We start from the raw sequence: 24,620 nt of genomic DNA on the forward strand, positions 1-24,620 counted from the left end.
AAAGCCTGTGTTGCCGCAAAAGGCATGGCCTACACCCGCGCCGCGGTAACGGCCGCACTGCCCCAGGTAGTACGCCAGCGCGCCTTCACCGCGTGCAGACCGAACCAGGCCAGTACGCCGAGGCTGGCGAACAGCCAGAGGCCGATCTGGTAGTCGCCGGTCGCCTGCTTAATCGCCCCAAGGCCCGCCGTCAGGCAGAAGCCGCCGATGCCGCCGGCCATGCCGATCAGGCCGGTCATCACGCCGATGGTCTGGCGGAAGCGCTGCGGCACCAGCTGGAATACCGCTCCGTTGCCCGCACCGAGGCTGAGCATGGCGACCACGAAGAGACTCAGGGCGGCCACTGCGCTGGGCAGGTGGAAACCCACGGCGGCGATGCAGATCGCGGCGACGGTGTACATCACCAGCAGGCTGCGGATGCCGCCGATGCGGTCGGCCAGGGCGCCGCCCAGTGGGCGCATCAGGCTGCCGGCGAAGACGCAGGCGGCGGTGTAGTAGCCGGCCGTCACCGGGTCGAGGCCGTACTGGTCGTGGAAGTAGCCGGGCAGGGTGCTGGCCAGGCCAAGGAAGCCGCCGAAGGTCACGCTGTAGAAGAACATGAACCACCAGCTGTCACGGTCGCCCAGGGCCTTCAGGTAATCCGCCAGGGACTTGGCCGGCGGCCGCTCCGGGGCGTTGCGGGCGAGCAGGGCGAACACCATCAGGGTCGCCAGCAGCGGGATCAGCGCGAAGCCGAAGACGTTCTGCCAGCCGAAGGCGGCAGCGATGGCCGGGGCGAACAGCGCGGTCAGCACGGTGCCGGAGTTGCCCGCGCCGGCGATGCCCATGGCCTTGCCCTGGTGCTGCGGCGGATACCACTGCGAGGCCAGCGGCAGCGCCACGGCGAACGAGGCGCCGGCCATGCCCAGCAGCACGCCGAGGATCATCGCCTGCTCCAGGCTGTGGATGCCCAGCTGCCAGGCGCCGAACAGCGCGCAGATGACGATTACCTGGCCGAGGATGCCTGCGGCCTTGGGTGACCAGCGATCCGCCAGCAGGCCCATCAGGAAGCGCAGGACGGCGCCGGAGAGGATCGGCGTGGCGACCATCAGCGCACGCTGTTGCGTAGTCAGTTGCAGGTCGGTGGCGATCTGCACCGCCAGTGGGCCGAGGACGTACCAGACCATGAAGCTCAGGTCGAAATATAGGAAGGCGGCGAACAGGGTCGGCGCATGGCCGGCTTTCCAGAAACTCGTGTTCATCGAACACCTCATCAGCAACGGTTGAGGACACCGGTCAGCCACGCTCATGGCGGCTGCCGGGCTCGAGAAAGGTCCCGCAGGGCCCCTGCGCCGGGGCAAACGAAAAAGGCGTCGCTCCACCCACCGCACTGTGCGGGTGTGGATGCGACGCCTTTGTCGAAGTCGGGTAATCGCCGTTGATTACCATCGCCTTGTGCAGAGCAAGGCGCGGGCCAACAACGGAAAACCTCGATAGGCCAATGAGTTAACGGATTCTTCGGGTTGCCCGCAGTGCCACATCGGGGCGTATGCGCCTATGGCGTGCTCCCCGATAGGGCGGTTCAGGGCGTCGGCGGGGACGGAAAGAGCACGACCGGCCCCTTGGGAGTTCCGCCGGGTGGTACGTAATCGGGGGCCCTGTCCCCGGCAGCCCCCAGGTGGCGGACGTAGCGATAGATTCCGCGAAGGTCCGCTTCATCCATGATGCGCAGCGCGTGGGACGGCATCGGCGGGCGGAAGTTGGCTTGTCTGGCTATCGCCAGCCATTGCTCCTCGTCATAGGCCTGCATGGCCAGGCGCAGGTTGCTGGCATAGGTGGTACCCCAGGGACCGCTCCAGCCGAGCTGGTCGCCGGTGAGCCAGGTGCTCTCGGGCACCTTGTCCGGAGCGAGGATGTAGCCGGCGGTGTGGCAGTCGTTGCAGCCGGCGACCTGGACCAGATAGCGGCCGCGCTGGACCGGGTCGGTTTCCGCCGCCAGGGCGAGTGAAAACAGGGAGTGGAAGGGTAGGCACAGACAACCGGACAGCGCGCCCACCCGAAGGAAGGACGGCATGCTGGAATCTCCTCTGAAGGCTGATGGGTACGACTCCAGAGGTATAGCGCGCCGCCGCTTCGCTTGCCGCTCAGGCGATCCAGTTGACGTTGGGGAAGGTGTCGCGGAATGCCGTCGGTATCTCCACGACCTTGCCGGCCTTGTAGTCGAAGAACACGAATCCGGACTTGGCCATGGCCACCAGGGTGCCGTCGGCCGGGCGGGTAATGCGGAAGATGATGTCGCCGCCGTACTTATTGAAGTCCATCACGCCGACCTCGAACAGCAACTGGTCGCGGGCGTGGGCCTCGGCGCGGTAGGTGGTAGCGAGGTCGGTGACGATGATGCCGGTCTCGCGGATGCCATAGTCGAACAGGAAGCGTGCGCGGGCCTCGGAAATCATCGAGATCATCGAGTCGTTGCCCAGGTGGTTGGCGCCGTTGATGTCGGTGACGCGGACGGTGAGCTTGGTGCTGTAGATGAAGAGTTCTTCGGGGAATTCGAGTTTCAGGCGGGCCATGGACGGTCTCTGGGATAAACGGGCGTGGCGCGTATTTTACGCGCCGTGCGCCCGCTGCGCGCCCTATCAGGCCACTGAATGAGCGCTTAGCGATGAGCGATGTTCAGATGGTAGACGGTGACCTTGGCGCCTTCTTTATCGTTGCCGTAGTTGTCGCTGATGTAGGCGCCGGCCTTGAAGTAGAGCAACTGCTTGGACCAGGTCGTGCTGAGTATCTTGCGGTAGTAGTTGGCCCGGCCGTCGGAGCTTTCCACGCGGATGCCCAGGTTGCCCACCGAGGTGACGCGCAGGCTGTAATTGAAGCGCTGGTCCAGCGCGACGTTGTCCAGCAGCAGCACGTTGAGGCTGGCGCTGTCGTCGGGATGATTGCGCACCAGGGCCTCCAGGCGCCCGCTCTGCTGCTCGGGGATGTAGTGGTACTGCAGCTTGACCAGGGGCTCTCCATCGCCGGTATAGGGCGAGCGGCTGTGGATCTGGCCGATGATGATCTTGTTCTTCGAGGGGACCTGCTGGACGCTCATGGTGACCCGCAGTTCGTTGTCGCCCTGGTTGTAGTACCAGTTGGAAACTTCGCCATCTGTCGTGGTTTCGCGCAGTTCGCTGCGGGGGAACACGCTGTCGGAGGTGTGCGATCCGGTGACGGGCACCCAGAACACCACGTTGGCGCCTTCGCGGCGGAAGAAGCGGCTTTCGTAGCCCCTGGCGATCTGCTGGGTGGTGACTTCGGTCGGTGTCGGGTCGGTGGGGACGCTGAGGTTCCAGGTGGTGAGGTCGATCATGGAATTGCCCTGGCTGGGCCGCTTGCGCGGCGTGGTCGGGTGGACGCCGGGGTGCCTAGCCGGCGGCGGCCACTGCGATGCCCGATCGACTCCGGTCGATGGGCACGTCGGATGCCCGGAACCTGCCGGGCGCCCGCAGCATAGGGGCTGGTGCGCGCGTCGGGGGCCAGCCTGGCGGCTGGCGAAATGATCGCGCCATGCCGCCGCTGGCAGATGGCCGGCGGTTCTCAGTGCCCCAGCATCTCGTGCATCGCGATGATCTGCTCCGCAACCTGCGAAAGCTTCTGTTGGCGCCCCATGGCCTGGCGGCGCATCAGGGTGTAGGCCTCTTCCTCGGCGCAGCCCTTCATCTTCATCAGCAGCCCCTTGGCCAGCTCGATACGCTTGCGCTCGGCCAACTGCTGCTCGCGGGCCTGCAATTGGGCGCGCAATGCCTGGTCGCTCTCGAAGCGAGCCATGGCGACGTCGAGGATCGGCTGCAATCGCTCGGCCTGGATGCCTTCGACGATGTAGGCGCTGACCCCGGAACGGATGGCGTGGCGCATCACCTGCGGGTCGTGCTCGTCAGTGAACATGACGATGGGGCGCGGCTGGTCGCGGCTGACCAGCACCACCTGTTCCATCACGTCGCGGCCGGGGGATTCCGTGTCGATGAGGATCACGTCCGGGCGTAGGGTTTCCACGCGCTGCGCCAGGTCGACGGTCAGGCCAGATTCATCGATGACCTCGAAGCCGCATTCCACCAGGGCTGCCTTGAGGCGCCCGACCTTTTTCGGGGTGTCGTTGATCAGCAGGATGCGCAGCATGCTCAACCTCGCTCCGCCAGTGCATTGAGGTCGAAGCTGCGGGCATAGCCGGCCGGATCGCTGCCATCCCAGGGGCGGCCATCGATAAGGGTCGAGCTGCGCATTTCGGCATGCGGCACGCTGATGCCCACGGCGCTGGCGGCGTCGCGATACAGGTCGAGTCGTTGGACCTGGCGGGCGATGCCGAGGTAGTCGACGTCCTCACGCAGCAGGCCCCAGCGGCGGAACTGGGTCATGAACCACAGTCCGTCAGAGAGCCAGGGGAAGGTCGCCTGGCCGCCATTGAAGAAGCGCAGTGGGTGCGCGTCCTGCCAGGCGTGGCCCAGGCCGTCCTGGTAGCGGCCGAGCAGGCGCGGCTCGATGCTGGCGAGCGGGGCGTCGATGTATTCCTCGCCGCTGATCAACTGGGCGACGCTGCGCAGGTTGTCTTCGCTGGCTTCGATGAAGCGACTGGCATCGAGAATGCTCATGATCAGCGCGCGGGCGGTGTTGGGGTATTGCTCGACGAAGGCGCGGGTGGTGCCCAGAACCTTTTCCGGGTGGTCCGGCCAGATCTGCTGGCTGGTCGCGAGGGTGAAGCCCATGCCTTCGTCCACCGCCAGCGCGCCCCAGGGGCCGCCAGCGCAGAAGCCATCGATGCGGCCGGCTTTCAGGTGCTCGACCATCTGCGCCGGCGGCACCACCAGGCTGCGCACATCCTGAAGGGGATGGATGCCATGGCTGGCCAGCCAGTAGTACAGCCACATGGCGTGGGTGCCGGTTGGGAAGGTGTGGGCGAGGGTCAATTGCGCACCGTTCTGGCGCACATGCTGCTGGAGTGCTTCAGCGGAGGTCACGCCATCGCGCATCAAGGGGGTGGAGAGATTGATCGACTGGCCGTTCTGGCACAGCCCCATGAGCACGGCCATGTCGGTGGCCTGCGCTCCACCCAGACCGAGTTGCATGCCGTAGATGAGGCCATAGAGGCCCTGCGCGGCATCCAGTTCGCCGCTGAGGAGGCGGTCACGCAGTCCTGACCAGGAGCTCTGGCGTTGCAGGTTCAGCGTCAGCCCGTAGGGCTGGCCGAATCCCTGGGTTGCGGCCACCACCAGCGAGGCGGAGTCGGTGAGGGCCATGAAGCCCAGGTTGAGCGCGGTCTTCTCCGGGGCATCGGAGCCGGCCACCCAGGCCAGGTTGTCCAGGCGGCCGCTGCTGTTGTCGATCATCTGCACCTCTGAACGCAAAAGGCGTCGCGCCACCTCCCCATCGAGGAAAGGTGGGCGCGACGCCATTGTCGGGGACGATCCGCCGTTGGATCGTAGGTATCAGGTGGGCAGCAAGGGTTGTGCCAGGGGCGGGAAAAAAGAAGCCCCGCCATGGAGGGCGGGGCGCAGAGGAAGGGAGCGCACCTCTGGAGGGTTCCACAAGGGCACCTGAGCACGGATATCGGCAGGAGCCTGTTTTCCACCATAGACCCAGAAGGCGAGGGCGTAACCGGTCAATAAGTATTAGGCCCATCGTGAGTCCCGGCGGCGAGGGCTCTATGGCGGGCTTTCTGGAAAAGAAAAGCCCCGCACGAGGCGGGGCTTTTCGTCACGCTGGAATCACTCAGACCTGAACGGCCGGGATCTTCGCGTTGGCTGCAGCTTCACGGAACTCGGCGATCTGGTCGAAGCTCAGGTAGCGGTAGATATCGGCAGACATGCTGTCGATGTCCTTCGCGTAGGCCATGTACTCCTCGATGGTCGGCAGCTTGCCGATGATCGAAGCGACAGCGGCCAGCTCGGCGGATGCCAGGAACACGTCGGTGGCGTCGCCCAGACGGTTCGGGAAGTTACGGGTCGAGGTGGAGACCACGGTCGAACCGGTCTGTACGCGAGCCTGGTTACCCATGCACAGCGAGCAGCCCGGCATTTCCATGCGCGCGCCAGCCTTGCCGTAGATGCCGTAGTAGCCTTCCTCGGTCAGCTGGTGGGCGTCCATCTTGGTCGGCGGAGCCAGCCACAGACGGGTCGGAATGCCACCCTTGACCTTGTCCAGCAGTTTGCCGGCAGCGCGGAAGTGACCGATGTTGGTCATGCAGGAACCGATGAAGACTTCATCGATCTTGCGGCCTTGTACGCTGGACAGCAGGCGAGCGTCGTCCGGGTCGTTCGGAGCGCAGAGTACCGGCTCCTTGACGTCGGCCAGGTCGATCTCGATGACGGCGGCGTATTCGGCGTCCTTGTCGGCTTCCAGCAGTTGCGGGTTGGCCAGCCAGGCTTCCATCGCTTGCGCGCGGCGCTCCAGGGTGCGGGCGTCGCCGTAGCCTTCGCCGATCATCCAGCGCAGCAGGGTGATGTTGGACTTCAGGTACTCGGCGATGGCCTCTTCCGGCAGCTTGATGGTGCAACCGGCAGCCGAACGCTCGGCGGAGGCGTCGGACAGCTCGAAGGCTTGTTCGACGGTCAGGTCGTTCAGGCCTTCGATCTCGAGGATGCGGCCGGAGAAGATGTTCTTCTTGCCTTTTTTCTCGACGGTCAGCAGGCCAGCCTGGATCGCGTAGTAGGGGATCGCATGGACCAGGTCACGCAGGGTGATGCCCGGTTGCAGCTTGCCCTTGAAGCGCACCAGAACCGATTCCGGCATGTCCAGCGGCATGACGCCGGTGGCAGCGGCGAAGGCGACCAGGCCGGAACCGGCCGGGAAGCTGATGCCGATCGGGAAGCGGGTGTGCGAGTCGCCGCCGGTGCCGACGGTGTCAGGCAGCAGCATGCGGTTCAGCCAGCTGTGGATGATGCCGTCGCCCGGACGCAGGGAGACACCGCCGCGGGTCATGATGAAGTCCGGCAGGGTGTGGTGGGTCTTGACGTCGATCGGCTTCGGATAGGCAGCGGTGTGGCAGAAGGACTGCATCACCAGGTCGGCGGAGAAGCCCAGGCAAGCCAGGTCTTTCAGCTCGTCGCGGGTCATCGGGCCGGTGGTGTCCTGGGAACCGACGGTGGTCATCTTCGGTTCGCAGTAGGTGCCCGGACGTACGCCCTGGCCTTCGGCCAGACCGCAGGCGCGGCCAACCATTTTCTGGGCGAGGGTGAAGCCCTTGCCGCTGTCGACCGGAGCTTCCGGCTTCTTGAACAGGTCGGAGGCACCCAGACCCAGCTCGGCGCGGGCCTTCTCGGTCAGGCCACGGCCAACGATCAGCGGGATACGGCCGCCGGCGCGGACTTCGTCCAGCAGGACCGGAGTCTTCAGCTCGAAGGTGGTGACCACTTCGCCGCTGTCATGACGCACGACCTTGCCTTCGTACGGGTACACGTCGATGACGTCGCCCATGGCCAGGTTGGTGCAGTCGAATTCGATCGGCAGGGCGCCGGCGTCTTCCATGGTGTTGTAGAAGATCGGGGCGATCTTGGTGCCGAAGCAGAAGCCGCCAGCGCGCTTGTTCGGAACGTAGGGGATGTCGTCGCCGAAGAACCACAGCACCGAGTTGGTGGCGGACTTACGGGACGAACCGGTGCCGACCACGTCGCCGACGTAGGCAACCGGGAAGCCTTTGGCTTTAACGGCCTCGATCTGCTTCAGCGGACCGACGGAGCCCGGCTGGACCGGCTCGATGCCGTCGCGGGCCATTTTCAGCATGGCCAGCGCGTGCAGCGGGATGTCGGGGCGCGACCAGGCGTCCGGAGCGGGGGACAGGTCGTCGGTGTTGGTTTCGCCGGGGACCTTGAACACGGTCAGGGTCAGCTTCTCGGCGACGGCCGGACGGGCCTTGAACCACTCGCCATCGGCCCAGGATTGCAGCACGGCCTTGGCGGCGGCGTTGCCTTTCTTGGCGCGCTCGGCGACGTCGTGGAAGGCGTCGAACATCAGCAGGGTGTGCTTCAGTTGGGCGGCGGCGACTTCGGCCAGCTCGGCGTTGTCCAGCAGCTCGACCATGGTGGCGATATTGTAGCCGCCTTGCATGGTACCCAGCAGCTCGAGGGCGCGGGTCTTGGAGAGCAGCGGGGAAGTGGCTTCACCCTTGGCAACGGCGGACAGGAAACCGGCCTTGACGTAGGCGGCTTCGTCCACGCCCGGCGGTACGCGGTTGGTGATCAGGTCGAGGAGAAATTCTTCTTCGCCGGCCGGCGGGTTCTTCAGGAGTTCGACCAGACCTGCGGTCTGTTCGGCGTTCAGCGGCTGGGGCACGACGCCCTGGGCGGCACGCTCTTCTACGTGTTTGCGATAGGCTTCAAGCACAGTATTTCCCTCATCAGTGGTCCCGGAGGACGCGTATCCAGGAGACCCCTCCGATCCATTCGTCAGGCATGGTGGACGGTAATCCACTGACCTACGACGGCACCGGCGATCTCCGGGCAGAAGCTGTTTTCAAAGTTTTACGCCGGGGTGGCCTGGGACTGATGGGTCTGGGCGCTTGAGGGAGGCGCCCAGACCGCGCGGCTGCCGGAATCTGTGCTTCGTGACGCTTTGAAAACAGCTTCTTTCGGACAATGACGCCAAAAAGGCGCAGCCATTCTAATGGAATTAATGGGCCTTGGTAAGCCGATTTGCGTGGGGCCCGAGGGTGATCTTGCCTAGACAAAGGGCTAACATGCCCGCTTTGCCAGCAACCTGTTCAACCATGTCTTCGCAACGCATCAAAACCCCCTGTGTCGGGCTCTGCTCGACGGTATATGGCGACCTGGTCTGCCGTGGCTGCAAGCGTTTCCACCACGAAGTGGTGAACTGGAACCGCTACGGCGACGAGGAGAAACGGGCGGTCTTGAGCCGTCTGGAGATACTCCTGGCACAAGTGATGATGGCCAAGCTGGAGGTCTTCGATGCGCCCCTGCTGCGCAGCCAGCTGGAGCAGCGGCAGATCCGCTTCGTCCCCGAGCAGTCGCCGTATTGCTGGGCGTACCAGCTGATCGCCCGCGGCTCGCGGATGATCAACCAGGTGGAGGCCTACGGCCTGGCGCTGCTGCCGGAATTCCGCGAATGGCCGCTGCCGGACCTGCGCGACGCCATCGACAAGGAGTTCTTCATCCTCTCCGAGGCGCACTACGAACGTTACATCGCGCCGAGTTTCCTGGCCGACGGGCTGGAACCGCGAGTCTGATGTCCGCCTACCAATGAGAAAGCGCCCGAATGGGCGCTTTTGCTTTCCTACAGGTCAAGGCTTGGCAGCGACCTCTTCCAGATGCGCGACGATGTCGTCTGGCTTGAGCACCAGGATGTCGCTTTCCAGCGCGTCCAGCACCACTTCGGCGGTGTTGCCGATCAGAGCGCCAGACAGCCCGGTGCGCGCTACGGTGCCGATCACCGTCACCGCCGCGTCGAGGTTGTGCGCCGCACGCGGGATCAATACATCCGCCGGACCTTCCTCGATGTGCAGGTGTTGGTCATCCACGCCGTACTCCGCCTGGAAGGCCATGCAGGCTTCTCGGTACTTGGCCTCGATGGTTTCGCTGAGCTGGAACGTCGGGTCGGCAGCCGACAGCATGGGCGAGGGGTGGGCGCTGATCACGTGCAGCTGGCCGTGGGCGAGGCCCGCGATGTCATACGCATGACTGACGATGCCAGCGTGCAGGGTGCGGTGCTCGGCGTCGTTGTTGCCCACGTCCACGGCGGCGAGGATATTGCGGCCAGCCCAGGGCAGGCTGGTCTTCACCAGCAGCACTGGTGCGGGACAGAAGCGCAGGAGCTTCCAGTCATCCGGAGTGAGCAGGGCTTTCTTCAGCGGGTTGTCCGGGCTGTGCTGCTTGACCACCAAGCCGCAGCCTTCGGCTTGCTGTTCGGCGATGATGGTCTGGTGCAGGTTGTCCTTCCAGGCCTGCCGGCTGGAGGCGCTGAAGCCCTCCTGGCGCAGTTCCTCGGCCACCGCCTCGAGCTTGGCGGTGTAGTCGCTGCGTCGCTCGCAGGCCAGCAGGTGCAGGTGCGACTGGGTCACGCTGGCGATGAGCCGGGCGCGTTTCAGTGCGAGACCTTCCGGTTGGTCCGGGTCCACGACTACGAGGATGCTACGGATGGCTTGCATGATCGTCTCCCTTCGTGCGCGTTGTTTATGTGGAACAACTGTAGTCGGGATATCGCCGTCATGACGTTGAGGCATATCAACGCTGGAAGCTGGTTCCGCGCGACGGCCCTCGTATAATGCTCCGCCTTTATGGCACCGGCCAGCAGGGCGCCGGTGCGCTGGGTTTTTGGAGTGGGTCGTTGGTGGAGTCGAGCATGCTGTCTGAAATCAGGGAATTCCTCGGTTGTGCCACGCCGGATGCGTGGGTGGAAGCCGCATTGCGGGATCAGGCGGTCATGCTGATCGACCACAAGAACAACGAGTTCAAGGCCGCCAGCACGGCCCTGGCCCTGATCGCCAAGTACAGCGCCCATGAGGAGTTGGTGAACTTCATGTCGCGCCTGGCTCGCGAGGAGTTGCGCCACCATGAACAGGTGCTGGCAATCCTGAAGAAGCGCGGCATCCCGTTGCGGCCAATCTCCGCGGGCCGCTATGCCTCCGGCCTGCGCGCCGTGGTGCGCAATCACGAACCGCAGAAGCTGGTGGATACCCTGATCGTCGGCGCCTTCATCGAATGTCGCAGCTGCGAACGTTTCGCCGCGCTGGTGGATCACCTGGATGCCGATCTGGCGAAGTTCTATGGCTCGCTGCTGAAATCCGAGGCGCGACATTTTCAGGGCTATCTGAGCCTGGCTCGTCGTTATGGCGATGACGCCGACATCGAGCGCCGGGTGGCCGAAATCCGTGAGGTGGAAGCCGGCCTGATCCAGTCGCCGGACAGTGAGTTCCGCTTCCACAGTGGCGTGCCGGCGGAGCTGGCGGCCTGACTTGCGCCCCGCAATAAAAAAGCGCCCAGACGGGCGCTTTTTTATTGGCTCTTCGTAGGACCGAGGGGGACGCCTAGTTCTTGCTCGCTCCTACAGATGCGGCGTCAGTCCTTCACCTTCAGGTCCAGCGCCAGGTCGCGTGCGGCCTTTGTAGCCAGCACGCCCATCAGCTGGCCGATCTCGTCCTGGCGGCTGCTGGCGCCGGTCTGACCTCCGGCCATCATCACGCTGGGCACCGGCGCCTGGGCGGCGGCTTCGGCCCACACTTTGTTGATGGCGATCAGCGCGTCCAGCTTGGGCTGCAGCGCACCGTCCGCCTTGATCACCGCTTCACGGGCGTAAGCATCGGCGTCGGCGGTGATCTTGGTGGCCTGGGCGGTCACGGCGGCTTTGTCGCGCAGCAGTTCGGCGGTCTGTTTCTCGATCTCGGCGCGCTGCTTTTCGCGTTCGGCGTTGATGACGGCCAGCTGCTTTTCGGTCTCTGCCTGGGTGGTGCGCTCGATCTGGTCGCGCAGGGTTTCCTGGCGCTTGGCTTCCACTTCCTTCTCGCCACGGGCGGTGACCAGCAGCTTCTCTTCCTCTTCCTTCAGGCGGTTCTGGCGCGCCACGGCCAGCTCGGCCAGGGCCTGCTGGACCTTGACCATGCGCTGCTTGTATTGCGGGTTGGGGTCGACGTTGGTGATGCGCGCCTCCACCACTTCCACGCCGAACTTGCGGAACTGCTGCTGCTTGCGCACCGGGATGCCCTTGGCGTCGGTGACCTTCTCGGTGATGAACTGGCTGGCGTTGTTGTCGCCAAAATTACCCTGTTCGGTGCCGGCCTGAAGAATGGCGGTCTGGTGGGGCAGGGCGCCCCGCGGTGCGCGGACTTCCTTGCGCTTGATCAGGTAGAGGCCGTCATTGAGCTGGTTCTCGAACTCCGCGGCGAACTCGCTGCGGGCGCCGGCGTAGTAGTCGTCGGCGGTCATCAGCGAGGCAGTGGCCTGCAGGGTTTCCTTGATTGCTGGAATCAGCGCGGTGCGGATGAAGTTGTCCGGGTTGCGGTATTCCTGGGCCATCTTCAGGAACTGGTCGCCGCCTGGCAGGCGGAAGCGGGCGGAGGACTCGACCTTGGCGTCGACGTTGCCGAGGAAAACGATGGGGAAGGCTTCGATGGTGGCGCCAAGTCCGTCGTTGTCCGGGTTGTTGTCGTTCTCGTCCATGATCAGCACGGACTGCACGCTGATGGCTTTTTTCCAGGTGGTGGCACGACCGAACCACTTGGTGGCGTAGCCCACGTCGTCGACGATCTTCTCGTCGCCGAAGATGGTCCGTACGTGGGTCATGAAGCCGGCTTCGTTATAGAAGAAGATCCCGTTGAACAGGATGAAGCCGGCGGCGACCAGCGCCAGGGGAGCGGCGCCGAATTTGATGAGATTTCCCTTGGAGATCAGCATGTTTCTTCCTTGAGTGAGCAAGCCGGCGATGCTGCTTAAGGTCGCGGGTGCCGGTCAAGTGGAAACGTCTGATAGTGCGAGAGGGTCGGCATCATAAGGCCACTACTGGTGTGGCCTTGCCGTGTCAGAGAGGGAAGGGGGCCTGCTGCATGCCGTGTTCGTCGGCTTCCAGCGCCCAGCCCTGGCGATCCCAATCGCCGAGGACGATGCGCCGCGCCGGGCGGCCGTCGATGTCCAGCTCGTGGACGGCGGGGCGGTGGGTGTGGCCGTGGATCAGGATGCGCACGCCCTTGTCGCGCATGATGCGCTCCACTTCGGCTGGGGTGACGTCGACGATCTCGCTGGCCTTCATGCGCGTTTGCGCGCGGCTTTCCTTGCGCAGCTTGCGCGCCAGCTTGTGGCGGGTGGCCAGTGGCAGGTTGCGCAGGATGAACAGGGTCAGCGGGTTGCGCAGCCAGCGGCGCAGCTTCATGTAGGCCGCGTCGAGGGTGCACAGGCTGTCGCCGTGCATCAGCAGGATCTTCTCGCCGCCCAGGTCGATCAGGCTCGGGTCGCGCAACAGGGTGCAGCCGGCTTCTCGGCAGAAGGCCTTGCCGATCAGGAAGTCGCGGTTGCCGTGCATCAGATAGATGCGCGTGCCGCTGTCGGACAATTCACGCAGGGCGCGGGCGATGGAGCGCTGGAATTCGTCCATGCCGTCGTCGCCGATCCAGGCCTCGAAGAAGTCCCCAAGGATATAAAGAGCTTCGGCGGTGCGGGCGCGGGTGGACAGGAAATGCAAGAACGCCCGGGTAATGTCCGGGCGTTCCGCTTCGAGATGCAGGTCCGAGATGAACAGGACGCTCATCGACTCACTCGCCGATGATTTCGGCTTTCTCGATGATCACGTCGTCGGCCGGGACGTCCTGGTGGCCAGAGCGCATGGTGGTGGCGACGGTCTTGATCTTGTTGACCACGTCCATGCCGTCCTTCACTTCACCGAACACGCAGTAGCCCCAGCCCTGCACGGTCGGTGCGCTGTGGTTTAGGAAATCGTTGTCGGCGACGTTGATGAAGAACTGCGCGCTGGCCGAGTGCGGCTCCATGGTACGGGCCATGGCGACGGTGCCGATCTTGTTGCCGACGCCGTTGTTGGCCTCGTTCTTGATCGACTTGCGGGTGCTCTTCTGCTTCATGCCCGGCTCGAAACCGCCGCCCTGGATCATGAAGTTGTTGATCACGCGGTGGAACACGGTGTTGTCGTAATGGCCGGCCTTCACGTACTCCTTGAAGTTGGCCACGGTTTCCGGCGCCTTGTCGTCGAACAGTTCAAGGGTGATATCGCCGAAGTTGGTCTGCAGTTTGACGGTGGTAGTCATCAGGGAATTCCGCTCTTTGGAAAAATCGAAGGCCTGTCAGGGGGTTGACAGCTTCGGCTATGATAAGCGCTTTGGTTTGGCCGGCCTACCCTGGCTGAACGACAGAATGATCAAGGACACCATGAGCAAGCCTACCGCCGATACGAAAGAAGCCACTGTTGCCGCCAACTTCCTGCGCCCCATCGTCCAGGCCGACCTGGAAAGTGGCAAGCACCAGAAGATCGTCACCCGCTTCCCGCCGGAGCCCAACGGCTACCTGCATATCGGTCATGCCAAGTCCATCTGTCTGAACTTCGGCCTGGCCAAGGAGTTCGGCGGTGACTGCCACCTGCGCTTCGACGACACCAACCCGGCGAAGGAAGACCAGGAATACATCGACGCCATCGAGGCTGACGTGAAATGGCTGGGCTTCGAGTGGGCTGGCCAGGTGCGCTATGCGTCCAACTATTTCGACCAGTTGCACGACTGGGCGGTGGACCTGATCAAGGCCGGCAAGGCCTTCGTCTGTGACCTCAACGCCGAGGAAATGCGCGCCTACCGCGGCTCCCTGACCGAGCCGGGCAAGAACAGCCCGTTCCGTGATCGCTCCGTGGAAGAGAACCTGGACCTGTTCGCCCGCATGAAGGCCGGCGAGTTTCCGGACGGCGCCCGTTCGCTGCGCGCGAAGATCGACATGGCCTCGCCGAACATCAACCTGCGCGACCCGATCCTCTATCGCATCCGCCACGCCCATCACCACCAGACGGGCGACAAGTGGTGCATCTACCCCAGCTACGACTTCACCCACGGTCAGTCGGACGCCATCGAGGGCATCACCCACTCCATCTGCACCCTGGAGTTCGAGGATCACCGCCCGCTGTACGAATGGTTCCTGGCCAACCTGCCGGTCCCGGCCCAACCGCGCCAGTACGAATTCGCGCGCCTGAACCTGAACTACACCATCACCAGCAAGCGCAAGCTCAAGCAGTTGGTGGATGAGAATCACGTGAATGGCTGGGACGACCCGCGTATGTCGACCCTGTCTGGTTATCGCCGTCGTGGCTACACCCCGGCTTCGATCCGCGCCTTCTGCGACATGATCGGCGTGAACCGCGCCGGCGGCCTGGTGGACATCGGCATGCTGGAGTTCGCCATCCGTGACGACCTGGATGCCAACGCTGGCCGTGCGATGTGCGTGCTCAAGCCGCTGAAGGTGGTCATCACCAACTACCCGGAAGGCCAGGTCGAGAACCTTGAGCTGCCGCGCCATCCGAAGCAGGACATGGGCGTGCGCGTGCTGCCGTTCAGCCGCGAGATCTACATCGACGCCAGCGACTTCGAGGAGGTCCCGCCGGCCGGCTACAAACGCCTGATCCCGGGCGGCGAAGTGCGCCTGCGCGGCAGCTACGTGATCCGCGCCGACGAAGCCATCAAGGACGCTGCCGGCAACATCGTCGAACTGCGCTGCAGCTACGACGAGAATACCCTGGGCAAGAACCCCGAGGGCCGCAAGGTCAAGGGCGTGATTCACTGGGTGCCGGCCGCCGAGAGCGTCGAGTGCGAAGTGCGCCTGTACGACCGCCTGTTCCGCTCCGCCAACCCGGAGAAGTCGGAAGAGGGCGGCAGCTTCCTCGACAACATCAACCCCGAATCCCTGGTGGTGCTCAAGGGCTGCCGCGCCGAGCCGTCGCTGGCCAGCGCCACCGCCGAGGATCGCTTCCAGTTCGAGCGCGAAGGCTACTTCTGCGCCGACGCCAAGGATTCCAAGGCTGGCGCCCTGGTGTTCAACCGCACCGTGACCCTGCGCGATTCCTGGGGGCAGTAAGGGATGGCTGACTTGCAGATCTACAGCACGCTGTCCAAGACCAAGGACGTCTTCAAACCGCTGGTAGGCAACCAGGTACGCATGTACGTGTGCGGCATGACCGTCTACGACTTCTGCCACATCGGCCATGCCCGCGTGATGGTGGCGTTCGACGTCATCGCCCGCTGGCTGCGCCATCGCGGCTATGACCTGACCTACGTGCGCAACATCACCGACATCGACGACAAGATCATCCGTCGCGCCCAGGAGAACGGCGAATCGTTCGAAGACCTGACCGCCCGCATGATCGCCGCGATGCACGAGGATGAGGCGCGCCTGTCCGTTCTGCGTCCGGACATCGAGCCGCGCGCCACCGGCCATATTGCCGGCATGCACGAGATGATCCAGACCCTGATCGAAAAGGGCTACGCCTACGCGCCAGGTAACGGCGACGTCTACTACCGGGTCGGCAAGTTCGCCGGCTACGGCAAGCTTTCGCGCAAGAAGATCGAAGACCTGCGCATCGGCGCGCGGATCGAGGTCGACGAATCCAAGGAAGACCCGCTGGACTTCGTGCTCTGGAAAGGCGCCAAGCCGGGCGAGCCGAGCTGGGAGTCGCCCTGGGGCGCCGGTCGTCCGGGCTGGCACATCGAGTGCTCGGTGATGTCCACCTGCTGCCTGGGCGAGACCTTCGACATCCACGGCGGCGGCCCGGACCTGGTGTTCCCGCACCACGAGAACGAGATCGCCCAGAGCGAGGCAGCCACCGGCAAGCTCTATGCGGCCAGCTGGATGCATGCTGGCGCGGTGCGCGTGGACGGCGAGAAGATGTCCAAGTCCCTGGGCAACTTCTTCACCATTCGCGAAGTGCTGGAGAAGTACCACCCGGAAGTCGTGCGCTTCCTGCTGGTCTCCAGTCATTACCGCAGCCCGATCAACTACTCCGAAGACAACCTGAAGGAAGCCAAGGGCGCGCTGGAGCGTTTCTACACCGCGCTGCGCGGCCTGCCGCAGGTGGCTGTCCAGGGTGGCGAGGAGTTCGTCGAGCGTTTCGGCGCGGCGATGGATGACGACTTCGGTACGCCGGAAGCCGTTGCCGTACTGTTCGAGATGGTCCGCGAGGTCAATCGCCTGCGCGACAGCGATCCGGCAGCAGCTGCTGCGCTGGCGGCGCGCGTGCGTGAGTTGGGTGCTCTGCTCGGCGTGCTGCAGATGGACTCCGACGAGTTCCTCCAGGCAGGCGCGGCCGGCAAGGTCGATGCGGCGCAGGTCGATGCATTGATCCAGGCGCGCCTGGATGCCCGCGCGGCCAAAAACTGGGCTGAGTCCGACCGCATCCGCGACGAGCTGACCGCTCTGGGCGTGGTGCTGGAAGACGGCAAGGGTGGTACTACCTGGCGCCTCGCCGAGTAATCGCAACCCGGAAATGAAAAAGGCCGCTGATCAGCGGCCTTTTTCTTGCTCGTCGAAAACCTGTCAGGTGTGCAGGTGTTCAGCGGCGTACAGGGTGTTTTCCAGCAGGCAGGCGCGGGTCATCGGGCCAACGCCGCCCGGAACCGGGGTGATCCAGCTGGCGCGCTCGGCAGCCACGTCATATTCCACGTCGCCCACGAGCTTGCCGTCTTCCTGGCGGTTGATACCCACGTCGATGACGATGGCGCCTTCCTTGATCCACTCGCCCTTCACCAGGCCCGGCTTGCCGGCGGCCACGACCACCAGGTCGGCGCGGCGCACGTGGTCGGCCAGGTCGCGGGTGAAGCGGTGGGTCACGGTGACGGTGCAGCCGCCCAGCAGCAGTTCCAGCGCCATGGGGCGGCCGACGATGTTCGATGCGCCCACTACCACGGCATCCAGGCCGTACAGGTCGATACCTGTGCTTTCCAGCAGCGTCATGATGCCTTTCGGGGTGCAGGGGCGTAGTAGCGGGATGCGCTGGGCCAGGCGGCCGATATTGAAGGGGTGGAAGCCGTCCACGTCCTTGTCCGGGTTGATCCGCTCCAGCAACTGGGAGGCATCGAGGTGGGCGGGGAGAGGCAGTTGGACGAGGATGCCATCGATGGCCGGGTCGGCATTCAGGCGGTCGATCAGTGCCAGCAGTTCTTCCTGGGTGGTGCTGGCGGGGAGGTCGTACGCCTGGGAGAGGAAGCCGACCTCTTCACAGTCCTTGCGCTTGTGCGCGACATAGACCTGAGAGGCGGGGTCGCTGCCGACCAGGATCACAGCCAGGCCGGGGATGCGCAGTCCTTGCTGGCGGCGTTCATTGACGCGTTGGGCAATCTGCTGGCGGAGGCTGGCGGCGATCGCTTTGCCGTCGATCAGTTTTGCAGTCATGTCGGGGGGATAACCATTAAGGCGGGTGAAAAGAAGGCGCGCATTTTCGCACGCTGCCTCCATAAGGCAAAGGCGGGCGCCCCCGATTTGCCGTAACTCCTTTATCTCTTTGAACTTTTTTTAAAAAAGTTGTTGACGGGGTATGGCCTCATCGATAACATGCGCCCCGCTTGCCGAGCACAGCCTGAAACGAAAGACGAAGGCGGTGCCAACCGGTTCAGTGGTTTCCACTGATCTGCTTAGCAAGGGTTGCAGCCACTAAAGCGCCCGTAGCTCAGCTGGATAGAGCATCCGCCTTCTAAGCGGATGGTCGCAGGTTCGAGTCCTGCCGGGTGCGCCAAGTGGCGTTCGGTACAAGCATGTAATATGGTGGGCGTAGCTCAGTTGGTAGAGCACAGGATTGTGGCTCCTGGTGTCGTGGGTTCGATTCCCATCGTCCACCCCATATTCCGAAGCGCCAGGCCTAGAGCCTGGCGTTTTCGTTTCTGCGGTACCCTGCGGACGTGGTGAAATTGGTAGACACGCCGGATTTAGGTTCCGGTGGCGCAAGCTGTGAGAGTTCGAGTCTCTCCGTCCGCACCATCTTCTCTCCATAAGCTCTCGCATCCGTGAACTTCCGCAGCTTCCGGCCTGGGTGACTTCTGCATCTCTAGCTACTAGAATGCTTGCCCTTGATTCTGGGAGCCGGAAGGACCGGCTTACGTCTGTGCCACGAGGAATATCCATGCAAGTTTCCGTTGAAAGCACCTCCGCTCTTGAGCGCCGCATGACCGTTGGCGTGCCGGCCGAGCGCATCGAGACCGAAGTCAACAAGCGTCTGCAGCAGACCGCTCGTCGCGCCAAGGTTCCTGGCTTCCGTCCCGGCAAGGTGCCGATGAGCGTGATCCGTCAGCGCTACGAAGCCGCCGCTCGTCAGGAAGCCCTCGGTGACCTGATCCAGGAAACCTTCTACGAAGCAGTGGTTGAGCAGAAGCTGAACCCGGCCGGCGCTCCGTCCGTCGAGCCGAAAGTGTTCGAGAAAGAGAAGGGCCTCGAGTACGTCGCTACCTTCGAAGTCTTCCCGGAATTCCAGGTTGCCGGTTTCGACGGCATCAAGGTCGAGCGCCTGCAGGCTGATGTGGCTGATGCCGATCTCGACAACATGCTGGAAATCCTGCGCAAGCAGAACACCCGCTTCGAAGCTGTTGACCGTGCCGCTCAGAACGACGACCAGGTGAACATCGACTTCGTCGGCAAGATCGACGGCGAAGCCTTCGCTGGCGGTTCCGCCAAGGGCACCCTGCTGGTGCTGGGCTCCGGCCGCATGATCCCGGGCTTCGAAGAAGGCCTGGTCGGCGCCAAGGCCGGTGAAGAGCGCGTTCTGAACGTGACCTTCCCCGAGGACTACCAGAACCTGGACCTGGCCGGCAAAGCCGCCGAGTTCACCGCTACCGTCAACAGCGTCGCCGAGCCGAAGCTGCCGGAACTGAACGAAGAGTTCTTCGCTCTGTTCGGCGTGAAGGAAAGCACCCTGGAAGGCTTCCGTACCGAAGTTCGCAAGAACATGGAGCGCGAGCTGCGTCAGGCCATCAAGTCCAAGGTGAAGAACCAGGTGATGGAAGGTCTGGTCGAGACCAACCCGATCGAAGTTCCGAAAGCCCTGATCGGCAACGAAGTCAATCGTCTGCGCGTGCAGGCCGTCCAGCAGTTCGGTGGCAACATCAAGCCCGACCAACTGCCGGCTGAGCTGTTCGAAGAGCAGGCCAAGCGCCGCGTCGTGCTGGGTCTGATCGTCGCCGAGCTGGTCAAGCAGCACGAGCTGAAGGCTGATGAAGCCCGCGTTCGCGAAATGATCGAAGAGATGGCTTCCGCTTATCAGGAGCCGGAACAAGTTGTTTCCTGGTACTACAAGAACGACCAGCAACTGAACGAAGTTCGCTCGGTTGTACTGGAAGAACAAGTTGTAGATACTGTCCTGCAGAAGGCCAATGTGACCGACAAGCAGGTATCCTACGAAGACGCGGTCAAGCCTGCAGAAGCTCCGCAAGCGGCCTGATCCAGCGCTTCGTTCGATCGTCACAAGCCAGCCTTCGGGCTGGCTTGTGCGTCTATAGAGACATGACTTTTTATTAGGGAGTGATCGTCGGACATGCATAATCCTTATATGCCGCAAGTTCCGAACATTCAGGCTGCTGGTGGTCTGGTGCCGATGGTGGTGGAGCAATCTGCCCGCGGTGAGCGTTCCTACGACATCTATTCGCGCCTGCTGAAGGAGCGGATCATCTTCCTGGTCGGCCAGGTCGAGGACTACATGGCCAACCTCGTGGTGGCCCAGTTGCTGTTCCTCGAGGCCGAGAATCCGGACAAGGATATCCACCTCTACATCAACTCCCCAGGCGGCTCCGTGACCGCTGGCATGTCGATCTACGACACCATGCAGTTCATCAAGCCCGACGTGTCCACCATCTGCGTGGGCCAGGCGTGCAGCATGGGTGCCCTGTTGCTGGCTGGCGGCGCCGCGGGCAAGCGCTACTGCCTGCCGCACTCGCGCATGATGATCCACCAGCCGCTGGGTGGTTTCCAGGGCCAGGCCTCGGACATCGAGATCCATGCCAAGGAAATCCTCTTCATCAAGGAGCGCCTGAACCAGGTGCTGGCACATCACACCGGCCAGCCGCTGGATATCATCGCCCGCGATACTGATCGCGACCGCTTCATGAGCGGCGAAGAAGCGGTCAACTACGGTCTGATCGATCAGGTCTTCACTCAGCGTCCTTCCGCCAGCTGAGTCTCTCCGCAATACGGCGGCCGGTGATCCGGCCGCTTCGCGGGCTTGAAAATGCCTGCGAATGCCTTCATCTTGTCCTTCACGTATATCCCCGATTGGAACGATCGAATGACTGACACCCGCAACGGCGAGGACAACGGCAAGCTGCTGTATTGCTCCTTCTGCGGCAAGAGCCAGCACGAAGTGCGCAAGTTGATTGCCGGCCCCTCGGTCTTTATCTGCGACGAGTGCGTCGACCTGTGCAATGACATCATCCGCGAGGAGGTGCAGGAGGCACAGGCTGAGAGCAGTGCACACAAGCTTCCGGCGCCGAAAGAGATCCGCACCATCCTCGATCAGTACGTGATCGGCCAGGAACGTGCCAAGAAAACCCTGGCAGTAGCGGTGTACAACCACTACAAGCGCCTCAACCAGCGTGAGCGCAAGGATGACGTCGAGCTGGGCAAGAGCAACATCCTGCTGATCGGGCCGACTGGCTCGGGCAAGACGCTGCTTGCCGAGACACTGGCGCGCCTGCTCAACGTTCCCTTCACCATCGCCGATGCCACTACCCTCACCGAGGCGGGCTATGTGGGCGAGGATGTCGAGAACATCATCCAGAAGTTGCTGCAGAAGTGCGACTACGACGTCGAGAAGGCCCAGATGGGCATCGTCTACATCGACGAAATCGACAAGATCTCGCGCAAGTCCGACAATCCGTCGATCACCCGCGACGTGTCTGGCGAAGGCGTTCAGCAGGCGCTGCTGAAGCTGATCGAGGGCACCGTGGCTTCCGTGCCGCCGCAGGGCGGCCGCAAGCACCCGCAGCAGGAGTTCCTGCAGGTCGACACCCGTAACATCCTGTTCATCTGTGGTGGTGCGTTCGCTGGCCTGGAAAAGGTCATCCAGAACCGTTCCACCAAGGGCGGCATCGGCTTCAGCGCCGAGGTTCGCAGTCAGGAAGCGGGCAAGAAGGTAGGTGAAGCGCTGCGCGAAGTCGAACCGGAAGATCTGGTGAAATTCGGTCTGATTCCGGAGTTCGTTGGCCGCCTGCCGATCATCGCGACCCTTGACGAGCTGGACGAGCCTGCGCTGATGCAGATTCTGACCGAGCCGAAGAACGCGCTGACCAAGCAGTACGCCAAGCTCTTCGAAATGGAAGGCGTGGACCTCGAGTTCCGTCCGGACGCGCTCAAGGCCGTTGCCCGTCGCGCTCTGGAGCGCAAGACTGGCGCCCGTGGCCTGCGTTCGATCCTCGAAGGCATCCTGCTCGATACCATGTACGAAATCCCCTCGCAGAACGATGTCAGCAAGGTGGTGATCGACGAAAGCGTCATCGAGGGCTCCTCCCAGCCGCTGCTGATCTACGAGAACAGCGAGCAGCCGGCCAAGGCTGCACCTGACGCCTGAAACCAGAAGGGGCCCTAGGGCCCCTTTTTTCTTCCCATCTACCGCGCTTGTTTTTTCCCTGCCCTAACCCCATCTTAGGCCGAAGGGTCCAATCCCATCGTTTTGGCCAAGTGCCGCTGTAGAGCCGAATATCATGAAAACACTCGTCGAGTTGCCCCTGCTCCCCCTGCGTGACGTAGTGGTGTATCCGCACATGGTCATCCCGCTGTTCGTGGGACGTGAGAAATCGATCGAGGCCCTCGAGGCCGCCATGACCGGCGACAAACAGATCCTGTTGCTGGCGCAGAAAAACCCCGCCGACGACGATCCGGGCGAAGACGGCCTGTATCGCATGGGCACCGTGGCCACCGTCCTGCAACTGCTCAAACTGCCCGATGGCACCGTCAAGGTGCTGGTCGAAGGTGAGCAGCGTGGTCAGGTAGAGCGTTTCATCGACGAAGATGCCTATTGCCGCGCCGAAGTTTCGATCATTGACGAAGCCGCTGTCGGCGAGCGCGAGTCCGAGGTCTTCACCCGCAGCCTCCTGAGCCAGTTCGAGCAGTACGTGCAGCTGGGCAAGAAAGTCCCTGCCGAGGTGCTGTCCTCCCTGAACAGCATCGACGAGCCTGGTCGCCTGGTTGACACCATGGCAGCGCACATGGCGCTGAAGATCGAGCAGAAACAGGAAATTCTCGAAATCACCGAGCTGTCTGCTCGTGTCGAGCATGTTCTGGCGATGCTGGATGCCGAGATCGACCTGCTGCAGGTCGAGAAGCGCATCCGTGGCCGCGTCAAGAAGCAGATGGAGCGCAGTCAGCGCGAGTACTACCTCAACGAGCAGATGAAGGCCATCCAGAAGGAACTGGGTGACATCGATGAAGGCCATAACGAAGTCGAGGAGCTGAAGAAGCGTATCGACGCCGCTGGCCTGAGCAAGGAGGCCATGGCCAAGGCCACTGCCGAGCTGAACAAGCTCAAGCAGATGTCGCCGATGTCCGCCGAGGCCACCGTTGTGCGCTCCTATATCGATTGGCTGGTGAACGTGCCGTGGAAAGCCGAGAGCAAGGTTCGCCACGACCTGGACAAGGCCGAGGACATCCTCGACGCCGACCACTATGGCTTGGAAGAGGTCAAGGAGCGCATCCTTGAGTACCTCGCCGTGCAGAAGCGCGTTAAGAAGCTCAAGGGGCCGGTGCTCTGCCTGGTCGGCCCGCCCGGCGTTGGCAAGACGTCGCTGGCGGAGTCCATTGCCCGTGCGACCAATCGCAAGTTCGTACGCATGGCCTTGGGTGGCGTGCGTGACGAGGCGGAAATCCGTGGTCACCGCCGTACCTACATCGGTTCCATGCCCGGTCGTCTGATTCAGAAAATGACTAAGGTGGGCGTGCGCAACCCGCTGTTCCTGCTCGACGAGATCGACAAGATGGGCAGCGACATGCGCGGCGATCCCGCTTCGGCGCTGCTGGAAGTGCTGGATCCGGAACAGAATCACAACTTCAACGACCACTATCTCGAAGTGGATTACGATCTCTCCGACGTGATGTTCCTCTGCACGGCGAACTCCATGAACATTCCGGCAGCGTTGCTGGACCGTATGGAGGTCATTCGTCTGCCGGGCTACACCGAGGACGAGAAGATCAACATCGCCTCGAAATATCTTGTACCGAAACAGACTGCGGCCAATGGACTCAAGAAGGGCGAGCTGGCCTTCGAGGAGGCGGCCACTCGCGACATCATCCGTTACTACACCCGCGAGGCCGGTGTGCGTGGCCTGGAGCGACAGATCGCCAAGGTCTGCCGCAAGGCGGTGAAGGAGGGTGGCAAGGCGAAGCGCATCGACGCCATCGTGACCCCGGATTCGCTGGAAAATTACCTGGGTGTGCGCAAGTTCCGTTACGGGCTGGCCGAGCAGCAGGACCAGATCGGCCAAGTGACCGGCCTTGCGTGGACTTCGGTGGGCGGTGAGTTGCTGACCATTGAGTCGGCCATGGTTCCGGGCAAGGGCGCGCTGACCAAGACCGGCTCGCTGGGCGACGTCATGGCTGAGTCGATCACTGCCGCGCTGACCGTGGTTCGAAGTCGTTCGAAGAGCCTGGGCATCGCTCCGGACTTCCACGAGAAGCACGATATCCATATCCATGTGCCGGAAGGCGCGACGCCCAAGGACGGCCCTAGCGCGGGCATCGGCATGTGCACGGCGCTGGTCTCGGCCATCACGCAGATTCCTGTGCGCGCCGACGTTGCCATGACCGGTGAAATCACCCTCCGAGGCCAAGTGCTGGCCATCGGTGGTCTGAAAGAAAAACTTCTCGCCGCGCATCGAGGCGGAATCAAGACTGTGATCATTCCCGAGGAAAACGTACGAGACCTTAGGGAAATTCCGGACAATATTAAGGCTGATCTCGTTATTAAACCGGTTAAATGGATTGACGAGGTCCTGCAAATTGCGCTGCAATACGCCCCGGAGCCCTTGCCCGATGCGGCTCCCGAGATGGTTGCAAAGGATGAGAAGCGCGAGTCTGATTCCAAGGAGCGAATCAGCACGCATTAGTTGGGGGGCTTTCTTGACACTGTTTTTGAGCCCTTGTTATAAAGCGGCACTTGCTTTGTCAGTTGGCAAACCAACACCTGCTTTTGCTTACACCTAACACCTAGAAACA

General features: G+C 63.0%; 20 protein-coding genes and 3 tRNA genes. 11 read left to right on the top strand and 12 right to left on the bottom strand.

Annotated elements, in window-relative coordinates; genetic code table 11:
- Window positions 1-29: 29 nt before the first annotated feature.
- The 7 genes from JVX91_RS15690 to acnB all read right to left on the bottom strand — a co-directional run bounded on the left by JVX91_RS15690 (window position 30) and on the right by acnB (window position 8,334).
- Window positions 30-1,241 (bottom strand): nitrate/nitrite transporter, encoded by a 1,212-nt coding sequence (locus JVX91_RS15690; RefSeq protein WP_205335125.1) that lies wholly within the window; start codon window positions 1,239-1,241, stop codon window positions 30-32.
- 320 nt (window positions 1,242-1,561) lie between these two features.
- Window positions 1,562-2,053: a cytochrome C gene (locus JVX91_RS15695; RefSeq protein ID WP_205335126.1), complete on the bottom strand. Its 492-nt coding sequence runs from the start codon at window positions 2,051-2,053 to the stop codon at window positions 1,562-1,564.
- Window positions 2,054-2,123: 70 nt separating this feature from the next.
- Window positions 2,124-2,552: a thioesterase family protein gene (locus JVX91_RS15700; RefSeq protein WP_205335127.1), complete on the bottom strand. Its 429-nt coding sequence runs from the start codon at window positions 2,550-2,552 to the stop codon at window positions 2,124-2,126.
- Window positions 2,553-2,638: 86 nt separating this feature from the next.
- Complete coding sequence (locus JVX91_RS15705) at window positions 2,639-3,331, bottom strand: polysaccharide lyase family 7 protein (protein WP_205335128.1); 693 nt, start codon at window positions 3,329-3,331, stop codon at window positions 2,639-2,641.
- A gap of 227 nt (window positions 3,332-3,558) precedes the next feature.
- Complete coding sequence (locus JVX91_RS15710; RefSeq protein ID WP_205335129.1) at window positions 3,559-4,137, bottom strand: ANTAR domain-containing response regulator; 579 nt, start codon at window positions 4,135-4,137, stop codon at window positions 3,559-3,561.
- A 2-nt stretch (window positions 4,138-4,139) separates the two neighbouring features.
- On the bottom strand, window positions 4,140-5,342 hold the full coding sequence (locus JVX91_RS15715; protein ID WP_205335130.1) for a CmpA/NrtA family ABC transporter substrate-binding protein: 1,203 nt from the start codon (window positions 5,340-5,342) through the stop codon (window positions 4,140-4,142).
- 382 nt (window positions 5,343-5,724) lie between these two features.
- Window positions 5,725-8,334 carry a bifunctional aconitate hydratase 2/2-methylisocitrate dehydratase gene (gene acnB / locus JVX91_RS15720; protein ID WP_205335131.1) on the bottom strand — a complete coding sequence of 870 codons (2,610 nt, stop codon included), beginning with the start codon at window positions 8,332-8,334 and terminating at the stop codon, window positions 5,725-5,727.
- A 382-nt stretch (window positions 8,335-8,716) separates the two neighbouring features.
- On the opposite strand from acnB, the gene JVX91_RS15725 reads away from it, so the two are divergent.
- Window positions 8,717-9,193 carry a DUF1289 domain-containing protein gene (locus tag JVX91_RS15725; RefSeq protein ID WP_205335132.1) on the top strand — a complete coding sequence of 159 codons (477 nt, stop codon included), beginning with the start codon at window positions 8,717-8,719 and terminating at the stop codon, window positions 9,191-9,193.
- Between the two features lie 54 nt (window positions 9,194-9,247).
- Here JVX91_RS15725 and JVX91_RS15730 read toward each other — a convergent pair whose 3' ends face one another.
- Entirely contained in the window at window positions 9,248-10,111 is an 864-nt protein-coding gene (locus tag JVX91_RS15730) for a universal stress protein (RefSeq protein ID WP_205335133.1), read from the bottom strand.
- A 194-nt stretch (window positions 10,112-10,305) separates the two neighbouring features.
- Here JVX91_RS15730 and miaE point away from each other — a divergent pair, with 194 nt between their 5' ends.
- A complete protein-coding gene (gene miaE / locus JVX91_RS15735; RefSeq protein WP_205335134.1) occupies window positions 10,306-10,917 on the top strand; it encodes a tRNA isopentenyl-2-thiomethyl-A-37 hydroxylase MiaE in 612 nt (203 codons plus the stop codon).
- 104 nt (window positions 10,918-11,021) lie between these two features.
- On the opposite strand, the gene JVX91_RS15740 is transcribed toward miaE, so the two are convergent.
- The 3 genes from JVX91_RS15740 to JVX91_RS15750 form a co-directional block, all read right to left on the bottom strand.
- Window positions 11,022-12,353 carry an SPFH domain-containing protein gene (locus tag JVX91_RS15740; protein ID WP_205335135.1) on the bottom strand — a complete coding sequence of 444 codons (1,332 nt, stop codon included), beginning with the start codon at window positions 12,351-12,353 and terminating at the stop codon, window positions 11,022-11,024.
- 124 nt (window positions 12,354-12,477) lie between these two features.
- Entirely contained in the window at window positions 12,478-13,200 is a 723-nt protein-coding gene (gene lpxH / locus JVX91_RS15745) for a UDP-2,3-diacylglucosamine diphosphatase (RefSeq protein ID WP_205335136.1), read from the bottom strand.
- Between the two features lie 4 nt (window positions 13,201-13,204).
- On the bottom strand, window positions 13,205-13,711 hold the full coding sequence (locus tag JVX91_RS15750; protein WP_024765728.1) for a peptidylprolyl isomerase: 507 nt from the start codon (window positions 13,709-13,711) through the stop codon (window positions 13,205-13,207).
- A gap of 121 nt (window positions 13,712-13,832) precedes the next feature.
- Between JVX91_RS15750 and JVX91_RS15755 the strand changes: the two genes are divergently transcribed.
- Together JVX91_RS15755 and cysS are read left to right on the top strand one after the other, a co-directional pair.
- On the top strand, window positions 13,833-15,515 hold the full coding sequence (locus JVX91_RS15755) for a glutamine--tRNA ligase/YqeY domain fusion protein (RefSeq protein WP_205335137.1): 1,683 nt from the start codon (window positions 13,833-13,835) through the stop codon (window positions 15,513-15,515).
- Between the two features lie 3 nt (window positions 15,516-15,518).
- Window positions 15,519-16,907 (top strand): cysteine--tRNA ligase, encoded by a 1,389-nt coding sequence (cysS, locus tag JVX91_RS15760; protein WP_205335138.1) that lies wholly within the window; start codon window positions 15,519-15,521, stop codon window positions 16,905-16,907.
- Window positions 16,908-16,970: 63 nt separating this feature from the next.
- Here cysS and folD read toward each other — a convergent pair whose 3' ends face one another.
- Window positions 16,971-17,825 carry a bifunctional methylenetetrahydrofolate dehydrogenase/methenyltetrahydrofolate cyclohydrolase FolD gene (gene folD / locus JVX91_RS15765; RefSeq protein ID WP_205335139.1) on the bottom strand — a complete coding sequence of 285 codons (855 nt, stop codon included), beginning with the start codon at window positions 17,823-17,825 and terminating at the stop codon, window positions 16,971-16,973.
- 263 nt (window positions 17,826-18,088) lie between these two features.
- Here folD and JVX91_RS15770 point away from each other — a divergent pair.
- The 7 genes from JVX91_RS15770 (at window position 18,089) to lon (ending at window position 24,511) form a co-directional block, all read left to right on the top strand.
- Window positions 18,089-18,165 (top strand) — tRNA-Arg (locus tag JVX91_RS15770).
- 29 nt (window positions 18,166-18,194) lie between these two features.
- Window positions 18,195-18,270, top strand: a tRNA-His gene (locus JVX91_RS15775).
- Between the two features lie 52 nt (window positions 18,271-18,322).
- A tRNA-Leu gene (locus JVX91_RS15780) sits at window positions 18,323-18,407 on the top strand.
- A 142-nt stretch (window positions 18,408-18,549) separates the two neighbouring features.
- The gene (gene tig, locus JVX91_RS15785; RefSeq protein WP_205335140.1) at window positions 18,550-19,860 is read left to right on the top strand and encodes a trigger factor; all 1,311 of its coding nucleotides are present in this window, start codon (window positions 18,550-18,552) and stop codon (window positions 19,858-19,860) included.
- A 93-nt stretch (window positions 19,861-19,953) separates the two neighbouring features.
- Window positions 19,954-20,592, top strand: a complete 639-nt coding sequence (gene clpP / locus JVX91_RS15790; RefSeq protein ID WP_205335141.1) for an ATP-dependent Clp endopeptidase proteolytic subunit ClpP — start codon at window positions 19,954-19,956, stop codon at window positions 20,590-20,592.
- A gap of 108 nt (window positions 20,593-20,700) precedes the next feature.
- On the top strand, window positions 20,701-21,981 hold the full coding sequence (gene clpX / locus JVX91_RS15795; RefSeq protein ID WP_205335142.1) for an ATP-dependent Clp protease ATP-binding subunit ClpX: 1,281 nt from the start codon (window positions 20,701-20,703) through the stop codon (window positions 21,979-21,981).
- A gap of 133 nt (window positions 21,982-22,114) precedes the next feature.
- Window positions 22,115-24,511 carry an endopeptidase La gene (gene lon, locus JVX91_RS15800; RefSeq protein ID WP_205335143.1) on the top strand — a complete coding sequence of 799 codons (2,397 nt, stop codon included), beginning with the start codon at window positions 22,115-22,117 and terminating at the stop codon, window positions 24,509-24,511.
- Window positions 24,512-24,620: the final 109 nt, after the last annotated feature.

The organism is Pseudomonas sp. PDNC002, from assembly GCF_016919445.1.
GTDB lineage: Bacteria > Pseudomonadota > Gammaproteobacteria > Pseudomonadales > Pseudomonadaceae > Pseudomonas.